The organism is Microbacterium sp. Root61 (assembly GCF_001427525.1).
In the GTDB taxonomy this organism is placed as follows: Bacteria; Actinomycetota; Actinomycetes; order Actinomycetales; family Microbacteriaceae; genus Microbacterium.
On sequence record NZ_LMGU01000001.1, the window covers coordinates 566,037 to 579,612 of the forward strand.

11 protein-coding genes are annotated in these 13,576 nt (G+C 68.3%); 8 read left to right on the forward strand and 3 right to left on the reverse strand.

Annotated features, from left to right (window positions below):
- Window positions 1-10 precede the first annotated feature (10 nt).
- The 3 genes from secD to ASD65_RS02765 all read left to right on the forward strand — a co-directional run bounded on the left by secD (window position 11) and on the right by ASD65_RS02765 (window position 5,049).
- Complete coding sequence (gene secD / locus ASD65_RS02755; protein WP_056218108.1) at window positions 11-1,747, forward strand: protein translocase subunit SecD; 1,737 nt, start codon at window positions 11-13, stop codon at window positions 1,745-1,747.
- The gene (secF, locus tag ASD65_RS02760) at window positions 1,747-2,736 is read left to right on the forward strand and encodes a protein translocase subunit SecF (RefSeq protein ID WP_056218112.1); all 990 of its coding nucleotides are present in this window, start codon (window positions 1,747-1,749) and stop codon (window positions 2,734-2,736) included. Before secD ends, secF begins: the two co-directional genes overlap by 1 nt.
- A gap of 63 nt (window positions 2,737-2,799) precedes the next feature.
- Window positions 2,800-5,049: a RelA/SpoT family protein gene (locus ASD65_RS02765; protein ID WP_056218115.1), complete on the forward strand. Its 2,250-nt coding sequence runs from the start codon at window positions 2,800-2,802 to the stop codon at window positions 5,047-5,049.
- Here the strand turns inward: ASD65_RS02765 and ASD65_RS02770 are convergent.
- The 3 genes from ASD65_RS02770 to ASD65_RS18675 all read right to left on the reverse strand — a co-directional run bounded on the left by ASD65_RS02770 (window position 5,019) and on the right by ASD65_RS18675 (window position 7,400).
- The gene (locus ASD65_RS02770) at window positions 5,019-5,588 is read right to left on the reverse strand and encodes a type IV toxin-antitoxin system AbiEi family antitoxin (RefSeq protein WP_056218118.1); all 570 of its coding nucleotides are present in this window, start codon (window positions 5,586-5,588) and stop codon (window positions 5,019-5,021) included. The genes ASD65_RS02765 and ASD65_RS02770 overlap by 31 nt on opposite strands.
- An 89-nt stretch (window positions 5,589-5,677) precedes the next feature.
- Window positions 5,678-6,955 (reverse strand): DUF349 domain-containing protein, encoded by a 1,278-nt coding sequence (locus ASD65_RS02775; RefSeq protein ID WP_056224405.1) that lies wholly within the window; start codon window positions 6,953-6,955, stop codon window positions 5,678-5,680.
- A 220-nt stretch (window positions 6,956-7,175) separates the two neighbouring features.
- On the reverse strand, window positions 7,176-7,400 hold the full coding sequence (locus ASD65_RS18675; protein ID WP_235566590.1) for a hypothetical protein: 225 nt from the start codon (window positions 7,398-7,400) through the stop codon (window positions 7,176-7,178).
- 187 nt (window positions 7,401-7,587) lie between these two features.
- Here ASD65_RS18675 and ASD65_RS02780 point away from each other — a divergent pair, with 187 nt between their 5' ends.
- The 5 genes from ASD65_RS02780 (at window position 7,588) to ruvX (ending at window position 13,503) form a co-directional block, all read left to right on the forward strand.
- The gene (locus ASD65_RS02780; RefSeq protein ID WP_235566591.1) at window positions 7,588-8,910 is read left to right on the forward strand and encodes a replication-associated recombination protein A; all 1,323 of its coding nucleotides are present in this window, start codon (window positions 7,588-7,590) and stop codon (window positions 8,908-8,910) included.
- Window positions 8,911-9,309: 399 nt separating this feature from the next.
- Complete coding sequence (gene rpsD, locus ASD65_RS02785; RefSeq protein ID WP_056218121.1) at window positions 9,310-9,939, forward strand: 30S ribosomal protein S4; 630 nt, start codon at window positions 9,310-9,312, stop codon at window positions 9,937-9,939.
- A gap of 111 nt (window positions 9,940-10,050) precedes the next feature.
- On the forward strand, window positions 10,051-10,302 hold the full coding sequence (locus tag ASD65_RS02790; protein WP_056218124.1) for a hypothetical protein: 252 nt from the start codon (window positions 10,051-10,053) through the stop codon (window positions 10,300-10,302).
- Between the two features lie 64 nt (window positions 10,303-10,366).
- Window positions 10,367-13,033, forward strand: a complete 2,667-nt coding sequence (gene alaS, locus ASD65_RS02795) for an alanine--tRNA ligase (RefSeq protein ID WP_056218130.1) — start codon at window positions 10,367-10,369, stop codon at window positions 13,031-13,033.
- Window positions 13,030-13,503 carry a Holliday junction resolvase RuvX gene (gene ruvX, locus ASD65_RS02800; RefSeq protein WP_056218132.1) on the forward strand — a complete coding sequence of 158 codons (474 nt, stop codon included), beginning with the start codon at window positions 13,030-13,032 and terminating at the stop codon, window positions 13,501-13,503. Before alaS ends, ruvX begins: the two co-directional genes overlap by 4 nt.
- The last annotated feature ends 73 nt before the right edge of the window (window positions 13,504-13,576 follow it).

A 13,576-nucleotide genomic window follows, 5' to 3' on the forward strand; every position in this document is an offset into this window, starting at 1 on the left:
CTGACTCTCCTTGGCGACTTCCACTCCCGTCCGTCATGCCTGGCGCGCGCTGACCGGCCTTCTGGTCATCACCGCCCTCATGTTCGGCATCAACGCCCTCGGCGTCTACGTGTTCAAGCAGAGCTCGTGGAGCCCTGAGCTCGCGTTGGATCTGCAGGGCGGTACGCAGATCATCCTGCAGGCGCAGACGACCGATGGCGCCGACCCGACCACCGAGCAGATGAATCAGGCCGTGACGATCATCCGTCAGCGCGTCGATGCCTCCGGTGTCGGCGAGGCGGATGTCACTACCGAGGGCGGCAAGAACATCGTCGTCCAGATTCCGGGCGAGGCGGACGAGGAGACGCGCCAGCGGATCCAGGCATCCGCTCAGCTGCAGCTGCGCGCGGTGCTGTTCACGGGTCAGCCGGTCACCAGCTACGTGGGTGAGGACGGCAAGGAGACGCCGTTCCCGACTCCGGACCCATCGCTGCTGGCCACGCCGACCGCGTCGCCCACCAGCGGCAGCGACATGTCGTGGATCACGCCCAAGCTGCAGGCCGAGTTCCTGGCGTACGACTGCAACGATCCGGCGAACGACCCGGCGTCCGCGCCCAAGGACGAGCCGCTGATCACGTGTGACGCGAACAACCAGGCGAAGTACATCCTGGGACCCGTGGAACTGGACGGCTCCTCGATCTCGGACGCCACCTTCGGGTTGCAGTCCAACAACGGGCAGTGGGCCGTCAACCTCAAGTTCGACGATGAGGGCACGAAGACCTTCGGCGACATCAGCCAGCGCCTCTACGGTGCGACGGCGCCGTTGAACCAGTTCGCCTTCGTCCTGGACGGACTCGTGCTCTCCGCACCGTCGATGAACGCGATCATCCTCGACGGCAACCCGAGCATCACCGGCAGCTTCACCCAGGAGAGCTCCAAGACCCTGGCGGACCAGCTCAAGTACGGCGCGCTGCCGCTGAGCTTCGAGGTCGTCAGCTCCGACACGATTTCGGCGACCCTCGGGTCCCAGCAGCTGCAGATCGGTCTGATCACCGGCCTCATCGGTCTCGTGCTCGTGGCGATCTACTCGCTCATCACCTACCGCGCCCTCGGGTTCGTGATCATCGCGTCGCTGGTCGTGATGGGTGTGCTGACCTACCTCGCACTCTGCATCCTGGCGTGGCGCATGGGCTTCCGCCTGTCGCTCGCCGGCGTCGCAGGTCTGATCGTCTCGATCGGCTTCACGGCCGACTCGTTCATCGTGTACTTCGAACGAATACGTGACGAGTTGCGCGACGGCAAGTCGATCACCGGTGCGGTGGAGGACGGCTGGGGTCGTGCCAAACGGACGATCTATATCTCGAAGTCGATCAACATCCTCGCCGCGGTGGTGCTGTACATCCTCGCGGACTCCACGGTGAAGGGATTCGCCTTCACCCTGGGGCTCACCACTGTGATCGACGTGCTCATCTTCATCCTGTTCACCCACCCGGTGATGCAGCTGCTGGCACGCACGAAATTCTTCGGGTCGGGGCATCCGCTCTCCGGACTCGACCCCGAGGCGCTCGGTGCGGTCTACCGCGGGCGCGCACAGTTCCGCGCTCCCGCCGTCGCCGCCGCCAAGGGGCCGCAGGGACGCAAGACCGCACGCTCGCGCGGTGAGGCGGAACGACGGCAGACCATCGCCGAACGCAAGGCCGCTGAACTCACGTCCGCAAGCAAGACCGACGCCTCCCAACCCGGCACCCGCAAGGAGGGAGACGACTGATGCGCTCCATGAGTCAACTCGGAAACGACCTCTACTCGGGCAAGACATCCTTCCCGTTCGTCGGTCGCCGCCGCCTGTGGTTCATCCTGGCCGCAGTGCTGGTGCTGGCTTCGGTGCTGGTGCCGCTCGTGCGCCCCGTGCAGTTCTCGATCGAGTTCACGGGCGGATCGCAGTTCACGGTCTCGGGGCTCAGCAACCCCGACCAGTCGCAGGCGACGGATGCCGTGCATTCGGTCGTCCCGGGCGTGGCAACGAAGGTCACCACCATCGGCAGCAGCGCGGTGCGCGTGCAGACCGATCAGATGAGCCCCGAAGAGACCCAGCTGGTCACCGCGGCACTCGCCGACGCGTACAAGGTGGATACGAGCGAGGTGACGGCGTCCTTCATCGGCCCCAGCTGGGGTGCCGACGTCACGCGCCAATCGCTGTGGGGACTGGCGATCTTCCTCGCCCTGACCTTCATCATCCTCGGGCTGTACTTCCGCACCTGGAAGATGTCCGCGGCGGCCATCGTCGGCGTCATCGACGTGCTGATCATCACGATCGGCGTCTACGCTCTCGCCGGCTTCGAGATCTCTCCGGCCGCCGTCATCGGCTTCCTGACGATCTTGTCGTACTCGCTCTATGACACCACCGTCGTCTTCGACAAGATTCGAGAGAATACCCACGAAGACGGCGAAGTGTCGGGCCGAACATTCGGAGAGTCGGTCAACCTCGCCGTCAACCAGACGTTGATCCGGTCTATCAACACGACGGTCGTGGCGATCCTGCCGGTCGGTGCGATCCTCTTCATCGGTGCGTTCGCCTTCGGCGCCCAGACCCTCAGTGACATCTCGCTGTCGATCTTCGTCGGAATCATCGTCGCCGCGTACTCGACGCTGTTCGTCGCCGCACCGTTGTACTCGTTCCTTCGGGAGAGCGAGCCCGACCTCAAGGTGCGCGATGAGCGGGTGCTGGCTGCCCGCGTCCGCGCCGGCGTCCCCGCCTGACGGCGGGGCCGCCCGGCGCCCGGGCGTAGGATTGACTGATCCAGCGGAGGGGAGGGCCAGCGGGTGACCGAGACCACTCCTGTCGCGCAATCTTCCTCGCTGCGGCGACTCGTTCCGCGCATCTTCTCGCGGTCCGGCCGTCGCGACGGAATGGAGCTGCTGCTCCGCACGGTGCGCACGCATCACCCCAAGGGTGATCTGTCGATCATCGAGCGCGCATACGCGGTCGCGGATCGTGCGCACGAGGGACAGAAGCGCCAGAGCGGCGAGCCGTACATCACGCACCCGCTCGCAGTCGCGCAGATCCTCGCCGACCTCGGGCTGGGCCCGAAGGCGATCGCCGCCGCGCTGCTGCACGACACCGTCGAAGACACCGAGTATCGGCTCGACACGCTGACCGCCGAGTTCGGCGACGAGGTCGCGATGCTCGTGGACGGCGTCACGAAGCTGGACAAGGTCAAGTACGGCGAGAGCGCCCAGGCCGAGACCGTCCGCAAGATGATCGTGGCGATGTCCCGCGACATCCGCGTTCTGCTCATCAAGCTCGCCGACCGTCTGCACAACGCCCGTACGTGGGGCTTCGTCGCCCCGGAGAAGTCCCGCCGCAAGGCGACCGAGACGCTCGAGATCTACGCCCCGCTCGCGCACCGTCTGGGCATCCAGACCATCAAGTCCGAGCTCGAGGAGCTCTCGTTCGCTGTGCTGCACCCGAAGCTCTACGTCGAGATCGAGAGCCTGGTCAAGCAGCGCACCCCGCAGCGCGAGCAGTACGTGCAGAACGTCATCGAATCCGTGGAGTCGGATCTGCGCGAGCTGCGCATCCGCGGCCGCGTCGAGGGCCGGCCCAAGCAGCTGTACTCCGTGTACCAGAAGATGGTCGTGCGAGGCCGCGAGTTCGACGACATCTACGACCTCATCGGCATCCGTGTGCTCGTCAACACGGTGCGCGACTGCTACGCGGTGCTGGGGGCGATCCACGCCCGTTGGACGCCGCTTCCCGGTCGGTTCAAGGACTACATCGCGACGCCGAAGTTCAACCTCTACCAGTCGCTGCACACGACCGTGATCGGTCCCGGCGGGCGCACGGTCGAGATCCAGATCCGCACCAACGAGATGCACCAGCAGGCCGAGTACGGCGTGGCGGCGCATTGGAAGTACAAGGAGCGGATCGGCAGCGGCAAGGCAGACGCGAAGTCGCTCGATGCCGACATGGCCTGGCTCGCGCACATCTCGGACTGGCAGGCAGAAACCGCAGACCCGGGCGAGTTCCTCGACTCGCTGCGCTTCGAGATCGGCGCGAAGGAGGTCTACGTCTTCACGCCCAAGGGTCGTGTCATCGGCCTTCCGGCCGGCGCGACCCCCGTCGACTTCGCCTACGCCGTGCACACCGAGGTCGGCCACCGCACCATGGGCGCGAAGGTCAACGGCCGCCTGGTGCCGCTCGAGTCCGAGCTGACCAGCGGCGATGTCGTCGAGGTGTTCACCTCCAAGAACCCGGATGCCGGACCCAGCCAGGACTGGCTGAGCTTCGTCAAGAGCACGCGCGCCCGCAGCAAGATCCGGGGCTGGTTCACGAAGGAGCGCCGCGAAGAGGCCGTCGAGCAGGGCAAGGAGGCCATCGCCCGCGCGATGCGCCGCCAGAACCTGCCGCTGCAGCGCCTGATGAGCCAGGACTCCTTCTCCGAGGTCGCCCATCAGCTGAAGTACGAGGACGTCTCCGCCCTCTACGCCGCCGTCGGCGAGGGCCATGTCTCCACCCAGTCCGTGATCGAGAAGGTCACCTCGCTCGTCAGCGCCAACGACACCGCGACCGGTCCGATCGATCTGCCGCAGATCGGGCGGGCACGCCGTCCGCGCGACGGCGACTCGGGCATCCTCGTGCGCGGGGCGCCAGACATCCTGGTCAAGCTCGCCAAGTGCTGCACGCCGGTGCCGGGTGACGAGATCATCGGCTTCGTGACGCGCGGCAGCGGCGTGTCTGTCCACCGCAGCGACTGCACGAACGTCAAGTCGTTGATGGATGACCCGCAGCGCCTCATCGACGTCGAGTGGGCGCCGACGACCAAGAGCATCTTCCTCGTGCAGATCCAGGTCGAGGCCCTCGACCGCTCGGGCCTGCTGAGCGATGTCACGCGCGTGCTCAGCGAGCATCACGTCAACATCCTGTCGGCGACAGTGTCCACGACGAACGATCGCCTGGCTCTCAGCCGGTTCGTGTTCGAGATGGGCGACATCGTCCACTTGGACCGCGTGCTGAACGCCGTACGGCGCATCGATGCGGTCTACGACGTGTACCGCGTCACCTCGTCCTGATTCCGCGCCGCCAGGCCTCGCAGGAACGCCAGAGCAGAACGTTTGTGGGGGAGCGCACCATGCCCCTCGAGCCACGCCACGGCATCGAAGGCGAGATCGGGAGTCAGATCGGCCATCAGCCGTGCGGCCGCCGCGTACTCGTCGTCGGGAATCCGTGACAGGTCGGCGAGCGTGCGCTCGGGGGAGGTGACGCGGACCCCGCCGATGCGCTGCAGGTCGTCTTCGTCGACCTGCAGGTCGCGGTAGACGAAGCGCCGCCCGAGCACGTGGTGCAGACGCCGCTCCACCGCCCGCTGCACAGTGTGCCGCAGGGGCGGCTCAGGCAGCGCCCCGTGCACCCACGCGGCGCTCAGATGCGTCGCTGCGAGCGTCTCGCCGAGGAGCCCGGAGAGGGATGCGGCGCGCAGTCCGCGCGTCTCGATCGCGTCCGCCGGGATGTAGCCCTCGCCGAGCTCGACGACGTGCCCGTCGAGACGTGCCGCGGACAGCTCCGCCTGCGAGAGGCGGCCACCGGCGAAGTAGAGGTACGGCGAAGGCATGGGAGTCATCGTGCCCCAGCCGGAATACGCCGAGGGCGCGGCATCCACTTCTGTGGACAACCGCGCCCTGGTGCGCTGGTGTGGAGTGCTCAGCCGCCGACGGCGCGCAGCCACGCCTTGCGGGCTTCGAGCGCCTCGGCCGTCTCGGCCGCCGCCTTCTTGTCGCCGGATGCTTCGGCCGCTGCGAGCTCCTGTTCGAGCTTCTCGATGGCGTCCGTGAGCTGACGCGTCATGTCGTTGGTGCGCGCCTTGGTCTCCGGGTTGTTCTGCTTCCAGTCGACGTCTTCACGCGAACGGACACCCTGCTCGATCTTGCGCAGTTCGTCATCGAGCGCCCGCTCCTTGTCGCGGGGGAAGATGCGGCCGATGTCATCCCACTGACGCTGGATCGCGGTCAGCTGGGCACGAGCCTTGGCCGTGTCCGTGACGTCGGACACCTTGCGCGCCTCGACGAGCAGCTCGCGCTTCGCGTCGATCTTCTCGCGGGATGCCTCGGCATCGGCTGCTTCACGCTCGCCGCGTGCGGAGTACAGCGCGTCACCGGCAGCCTTGAATCGAGCCCACAGGGCGTCATCGGCCTTCTTCCCGGCGCGCCCAGCGGTCTTCCACTGGTCGAGCAGCTCGCGGTAGGCGTTGATGCCGTCCTCGCCCTTCGGGGCGAGGGCTTCGGCCTTCTCGACCAGACGGGTCTTGCGATCGCGCACGGACTTGTGCTCCTCGTCCAGACCGGCGTAGAACTCACGGCGGTGCTTGTCGAGGATCGAGCGGGCGTCGCGGAATCGCTTCCACAGCTGCTGACCGGCAGCCTTGGGCAGGCGCGGACCGTTCTGCTGCTGCGACTGCCACTGGTCGAACAGTTCCGCGATGTCCGCGGAGGTCTGCTTCCACTGGATGCTGCGCGGATCGCGAGCCGCCAGGGCTTCGGCCTTCTCGACGAGCTCGGTGCGCACGCGCACGGCCTCGTCGACGGCTTCACGCGCGGCAGCGGCCTCGGTCTCGGACTCTGCGGCGAGCTCCTCGGTGAGGGCATCGACGCGGGCGCTCAGGCGGGCCAGGTCGCCGACCGCGGCTGCGCCGTCGATCTTGCCCTGGATCGTCTTGGCCGTGCCGCGCAGGTCGGAGGCCGATGCGCCACCACGGCGGTGACGCACCTCGAGGAGCGTCACCTCGCTGGCGAGATCGGAGAACTTGCGCTCGAAGTAGGCCAGGGCCTCGGCCGGCGTTCCGTCGGGATACTGCCCGACGACGCGCCACTCGTCGCCTTCGCGCACGGAGACGGTGCCGTCATCCTCTACCCGGCCCCAGGGCTCCTCAGGAGCCGCAGGAGCGGCGGCGGGACGCACGGGCGCGGACGGCGCACGCGGCATCGGCGGTCGTGGACTCGGAGCAGGGCTCGGGGTCGGGGCGCTCGGGAGCGCGGCGGTCTCCACCTCGGGCGCGGCCTGGTCGGCCGGCGTCTCGGTGGGTTCGGGAGTGGAATCTGCGTCGGCAGTCACGTGATGCACCTCATCGCGGCTCTCGCCGCCTGTGGGGGATGGACGGCTTTGAGCCTAATACGCGCAGCGCCTCAGCGTCTGCCGCACCGGCCTACGGCGTTGTGGACGGTTCAGGGGTGGGGGTCGTCGATGTGGTCGGCGACGGGCTGGGCGTGGAGGTCGAAGTCGGCGAGGGGCTCGGAGCAGGAACGCCGGGACCCATCGTGTAATAGGCGATCTGACCGCCCACCACGGCAAGGATGAGCACGCCACCGACGATGCCGGCCAGCAGGTTGTCGCGTGAACGGCGACGCTGCTGGTCATCGTGCAGGGTCACCCGCGCTTGGTAGACCCGGGCGCGTTCGCGGTCCTCGCGAGTGCTGCGATCTTTACCACCCGTAGCCACGGGGCCTCCTTCGTCAGCGGATGCTGGACCGCATCGATCCCGCGATCCTATGGCCGCGGGGCACGTGTGCCCAAACTGCGCGGGCCGTGGCGTCGGAGCCCACGACTAGCCTGGAGGGGTGACCTCCTCCGCCGCGCTCTTCCAAGGGCAGACGCCCCTCGCGGTGCGTATGCGGCCGATCTCGCTCGACGAGGTCGCGGGGCAGGGGCATCTGCTGCGTCCGGGGTCTCCCTTGGTGGCTCTGGCGAATCCGGATGCCGCGACCACTGCCGTCTCCGTGATCCTGTGGGGCCCGCCGGGCACCGGCAAGACCACGCTCGCCCAGGCGATCGCGCGCTCCTCCGGCCGCCGCTTCGTCGAACTGTCGGCCGTGACAGCGGGCGTGAAGGACGTCCGGGAGGTCATGCAGGAGGCGCTCACGCAGCGCGACCTGTACGGGCAGTCGACCATCCTCTTCCTCGACGAGATCCACCGGTTCACGAAGGCGCAGCAGGACGCGCTGCTGCCCGGCGTGGAGAACGGCTGGGTCATCCTCATCGCCGCGACCACGGAGAACCCCTCGTTCTCGGTCATCTCGCCGTTGCTGTCCCGGTCGCTGCTGCTGACCCTCCGCTCGCTCAGCGACGACGACCTCGGCTCGCTGATCGACCGTGCGGTCACGGATCCGCGCGGACTCGCCGGTGCGGCGACGCTCGAGCCGGACGCGCGCGCGGCGGTGATCCGGCTGGCCTCGGGTGATGCGCGTCGCGCGCTCACGGCGCTGGAGGCCGCGGCATCCATGTCGGAGCCGGCCGAGGACGCGCCCGGAGTGATCACCGCCGAGCTCATCGCACAGGCGGTCGACCGCGCTCTGCTGCGCTACGACCGGCAGGGTGACGAGCACTACGACGTCATCAGCGCCTTCATCAAGTCGATCCGCGGGTCCGACGTCGACGCGGCGATGCACTACCTGGCCCGCATGGTCGAGGCCGGGGAAGACCCTCGCTTCATCGCGCGGCGCCTGGTCATCTCGGCCTCCGAGGACATCGGCCTGGCCGACCCGCAGGCGCTCGTCATCGCGGTCGCCGCCGCGGACGCCGTCGCGTTCATCGGCATGCCCGAAGGCCGCATCCCGCTCGCCGAGGCGACCGCCTATCTGGCCACCACCGCCAAATCCAACGCCGCTTACCTCGCGATCGACCAGGCGATCGCCGACGTGCGCGCCGGAGGATTCGGCCGGGTGCCGGCGCCCCTGCGCGACGCGCACTATCCGGGCGCCAAGCGTCTCGGCCACGGCAAGGGCTACCGGTATCCGCACGACACCGAGATCGGGATCGTGGCACAGCAGCACCTTCCCGACGAGCTCAAGGGGCGGCGTTACTACACGCCGACCAACCACGGGCAGGAGCGCGACGTCTCCGCGCGGCTCGAGAAGATCCGCCGCATCCTCGACGGGAAGTAGTCGGCCGGTCTGTCTGTTGCCGCGTGCTGCGCGACACCCTCGGGTGGCGTGCGCTTCGCGCCACAACGTCGGAGATCACCACTTCGAAGGGCCGACGCGCCGCGGTGCGATCCGCCGGTGTGGTGATCTCCGACGGAACGGTCGGCGCCAGGCCGGGCAATCGGCGCCAGCGGAACGACCCACGAGGTCTCCGGTTGAGTGGAGGCCGGCGATGCGGCGCCCGCACAGGTGGCCCAGGGGAGACCTGGTAAGCTGAATCGGCTCGAAACCCAGTTTTCGGGCATCCCCTCATCCACACCACACTTTCGCAGCGCCCCGGCGTGCGCTTCGAGAGCAGGGCGGGGGAGATACGTCCGCAGGCCGTGAAAGTCACGGCCGCGTCATCGGAAGGAAAACTTCGTGACCACGAAGTCCCAGGACCGCCGTAAGGTCCGCCTCTCACGCGCACTCGGTATCGCCCTGACCCCGAAGGCCGCCCGCTACCTCGAGAAGCGTCCCTACGCTCCGGGTGAGCACGGCCGCACCAAGCGCAAGCAGGACAGCGACTACGCCGTCCGTCTGCGCGAGAAGCAGCGTCTGCGCGAGCAGTACGGCATCCGCGAGAAGCAGATGCGCAACACGTTCAACGAGGCCCGTCGCAAGGATGGCCTGACCGGTGAGAACCTGGTCGAGCTGCTCGAAATGCGTCTGGATGCCCTCGTGCTGCGTGCCGGCTTCGCCCGCACCACCGCTCAGGCTCGCCAGCTCGTCGTGCACCGCCACATCCTGGTCGACGGCCAGACCGTGGACCGCCCGTCGTTCCGCGTCAAGCCCGGCCAGGTCATTCACGTCAAGGCGAAGAGCGAAGGCATCGAGCCGTTCCAGGTTGCAGCCGCCGGCGGTCACGCCGAGGTCCTGCCCCCGGTTCCGGGCTACCTCGAGGTCGAGCTCGACAAGCTGCAGGCACGCCTCGTGCGTCGCCCGAAGCGCGCCGAGGTCCCCGTGACCTGTGAAGTCCAGCTCGTCGTTGAGTATTACGCAGCGCGCTAATACTCCATCGAGCGAAACGAAGGGCGTCGGGTTCATCCCGGCGCCCTTCGTCGTTTCCGCATACGATGGAGGATGCCGCGTCCGCGGCCCCATCTCCGAGGAAGTGTCACTGTGAAGAGCCTGTTCTGGTTCGTGCTCGGTATCGCCGGTGGATTCGTCGCGGCCCACCTCGTCAACAAGGACCCGCGCGGACACGAAGTACTCGCCGAGGTCGACGCCCGCATCGCGGAGTTCACCGACCGCATGAGTGACGCCTATCACTCCCAGGAGTCGCGTCTCACCGAGCTCGTGGACGGCGTCAAGGACGCTGCATCCGACGCCGTGGACGCCGCCTCCGACGCGGCGAAGAAGCTCGCCGACTAGAAACCGCTCATCGACGACCCCGACACCGGGGGAGTCCCGCTCGCCCGCACGAGGACCCTCACGCATGAAGACCGCTGATATCGCCGCCCGCTACCTGGACTTCTTCCAGAAGCGGGAGCACACCATCGTCCCCTCGGCCTCGCTGGTCACGGATGACCCGGCGCTCCTGTTCACGGTGGCCGGGATGGTGCCGTTCATCCCGTACCTGAGCGGCGATGTGCCGGCGCCCTACAAGCGTGCCGCGGACAATCAGAAGTGCATCCGCACCAACGACATCGAAGAGGTCGGCAAGACGCCGCGCCACGGCACGTTCTTCCAGATGCTGGGCAACTGGTCGTTCGGCGACTACTTCAAGGAAGGCGCCATCCGCTACGCGTGGGAGCTGCTGACCACTGCGGAGGCGGACGGCGGGCTCGCGTTCGACCCGAAGGACCTGTGGGTCACGGTCTACGAAGACGACGATGAGGCGTTCGACCTGTGGCGCGAGATCGCCGGGCTGCCCGAAGAGCGCATTCAGCGCCTCGGCAAGGACACCAACTACTGGAGCACCGGTCTTCCGGGCCCCGCAGGACCCTGTTCGGAGATCTTCTTCGACCGTGGTCCCGCGTACGGGATCGACGGCGGCCCTGCCACCGACGACGACCGCTACGTCGAGATCTGGAACCTCGTGTTCATGCAGTACGAGATCACGAACGTGCGGTCCAAATACGACTTCGACATCGTGGGCGAGCTGCCCGCGAAGAACATCGACACCGGCATGGGCCTGGAACGCATCGCGTTCATCAAGCAGGGCGTCGACAACATGTACGAGACCGACCAGGTGCGTCCGGTCCTGGACCGTGCCGTGGAGCTGAGCGGACGCCGCTACGGCGCCGTGCACGAGGACGACGTGCGGTTCCGCATCGTCGCCGACCACGTGCGCTCCTCGCTGATGCTGCTCGCGGACGGCGTCACGCCGTCCAACGAGGGCCGCGGGTACATCCTGCGCCGTCTGATGCGCCGCGCCATCCGCTCCATGCGCCTGCTGGGCGTGGACGGTCCGACGTTCCCCGAGCTGTTCCCCGCCTCGCGCGATGCGATGAAGGACGCCTACCCCGAGCTGGCGACCGAGTACACGCGGCTCTCGGCGTACGCGTACGCCGAGGAGGAGACCTTCCTGCGCACGCTCGCGTCGGGCTCCACGATCCTCGACCAGTCGGTGACGCAGACGAAGGATGCCGGGGGCACGACGCTCTCCGGATCTGAGGCGTTCCTCCTGCACGACACCTACGGCTTCCCGATCGATCTCACGCTCGAGATCGCCGAAGAGGCCGGCCTCTCGGTCGACCGTGCGGCGTTCGACACCCTGATGCTCGAGCAGCGCACGCGCGCCAAGACCGACGCGAAGGCCCGCAAGCGCGCCCTCGCCGACACCAGCGTGTACCGCGAGTTCCGCGCGCTGGGGGAGACGACCTTCACCGGCTACACCGACCTGGAGACCGAGTCATCCGTCCTCGGTCTGCTCGTCGACGGCCTGTCGGTCGACCGCGCGCACCAGGGCCAGATCGTCGAGGTCATCCTCGCCGAGACCGCGCTGTACGCCGAGTCCGGCGGTCAGGTCGCCGACAAGGGCATCATCGTCGGCCCAGGCTACGAGCTCGAGGTCATCGACGTGCAGCGCCCCGTCGCGGGGCTCATCAGCCACACGGTCGAGGTCACCGCCGGCGAAGTCGGCATCGGCGCGCCCGCCACGACGGTGGTGGATGCCGCCAACCGGCGCTCCGCCCGGCAGGCGCACTCCGCGACCCACCTCGTGCACGCCGCGCTGCGCGACACGCTGGGCAAGAGCGCCGCCCAGGCGGGCTCGCTCAACCGTGCCGGCTACCTGCGGTTCGACTTCACGTGGGGCCAGGCGCTCTCGCCCGAGACGCGGACCGAGATCGAGGAGATCTCCAACAACGCGGTCCGCGACAACCTCGAGGTCACCACGCGCGTGATGTCGCTCGACGATGCGAAGGCGGCCGGTGCCATGGCGCTGTTCGGCGAGAAGTACGGCGACACCGTACGGATGGTCGACATCGGCGGGCCGTGGTCGCGCGAGCTCTGCGGTGGCACGCACGTGTCCTCCAGCGCCGAGATCGGCCTGATCAACCTCGTCGGCGAATCCTCCGTCGGCGCGTCCAACCGCCGCGTCGAGGCGCTCGTCGGCCTGGACGCCTTCCGCGACCTTGCTGCCGAGCGCGCGATCGTCTCGCAGCTCACCTCGACTCTCAAGACACCGCGAGAGCAGCTTCCGGCCCGTATCGCCGAACTGGCAGCCAGCCTCAAGGCCGCCGAGAAGAAGATCGCCGCGTTCGAAGCCCGTGCGATGGCCGATCGCGCCCCCGCCCTGGCGGAGACCGCGACCACCGTCGGCCCGCACCGCCTGGTGGCGACATCGATCGGCACCGCCGGGTCGGGCGACGACGTACGCACTCTGGCGCTGCAGGTGCGTGACCGGCTCGGTTCGGCTCCGGCCGTGGTCGCGCTCGGCGCGGACGTGGGCGGACGCCCGGTCGTCATCATTGCGACCAACGAGGGTGCCCGCGCCGCGGGAGCCAAGGCCGGGGCCCTGGCGAAGATCGCCGCCGGTGTGCTCGGCGGCGGCGGCGGCGGGCGCGACGACGTCGCGCAGGGCGGCGGAGCGGATGCCTCGGCACTGCCCGCAGCGCTCACTGCGGTGCGCAGCGCCCTGGAGGCGACAGGCGCGTGACCGGCTTCCGTCGCGGGGTCCGGCTCGGCATCGACGTGGGCAAGGCACGCGTCGGCGTCGCCCGGTCCGACCCGGACGGCCTGCTGGCGACGCCGGTGGAGACGGTGCCGCGCAACGACGACTCCGTGGCGCGCATCCTGGTGCTGGCCGAGGAGCACACGGCCGTGGAGATCCTCGTAGGACTGCCGCTCAGCCTGAGCGGCGGCGACTCGGCCTCGACCGGGGACGCACGGGAGTTCGCCGCGGCGCTGGCCGCGGCATCCGCTCTGCCCGTGAGGCTCGTCGACGAGCGTCTGAGCACGGTCTCCGCACACGCGGCATTGCGCGAATCGGGCAGATCCCAGCGTTCATCTCGTAGCATTGTGGATCAAGTCGCCGCGGTCGTCCTGCTGCAGCAAGCTCTCGACGTGGAGAAGAACAGCGGGCGACCTCCCGGAACCCCCGTCCCCCCGGCCCAGGAGCCCGCCTGAATCATGCCCGAGTCCTCCTCGCCGTTCGATGATCCGTTCGCGGATCTCTTCGGAAAACTCCCTGATCCGCGCA

Coding starts and splice junctions, on each gene's coding strand:
- alaS (WP_056218130.1), top strand. CDS start 10,367: ATGAAGACCGCTGATATCGCCGCCCGCTACCTGGACTTCTTCCAGAAG.
- secF (WP_056218112.1), top strand. CDS start 1,747: ATGCGCTCCATGAGTCAACTCGGAAACGACCTCTACTCGGGCAAGACA.
- ASD65_RS02770 (WP_056218118.1), bottom strand. CDS start 5,588: ATGCCTTCGCCGTACCTCTACTTCGCCGGTGGCCGCCTCTCGCAGGCG.
- ASD65_RS02775 (WP_056224405.1), bottom strand. CDS start 6,955: ATGCCGCGTGCGCCGTCCGCGCCCGTGCGTCCCGCCGCCGCTCCTGCG.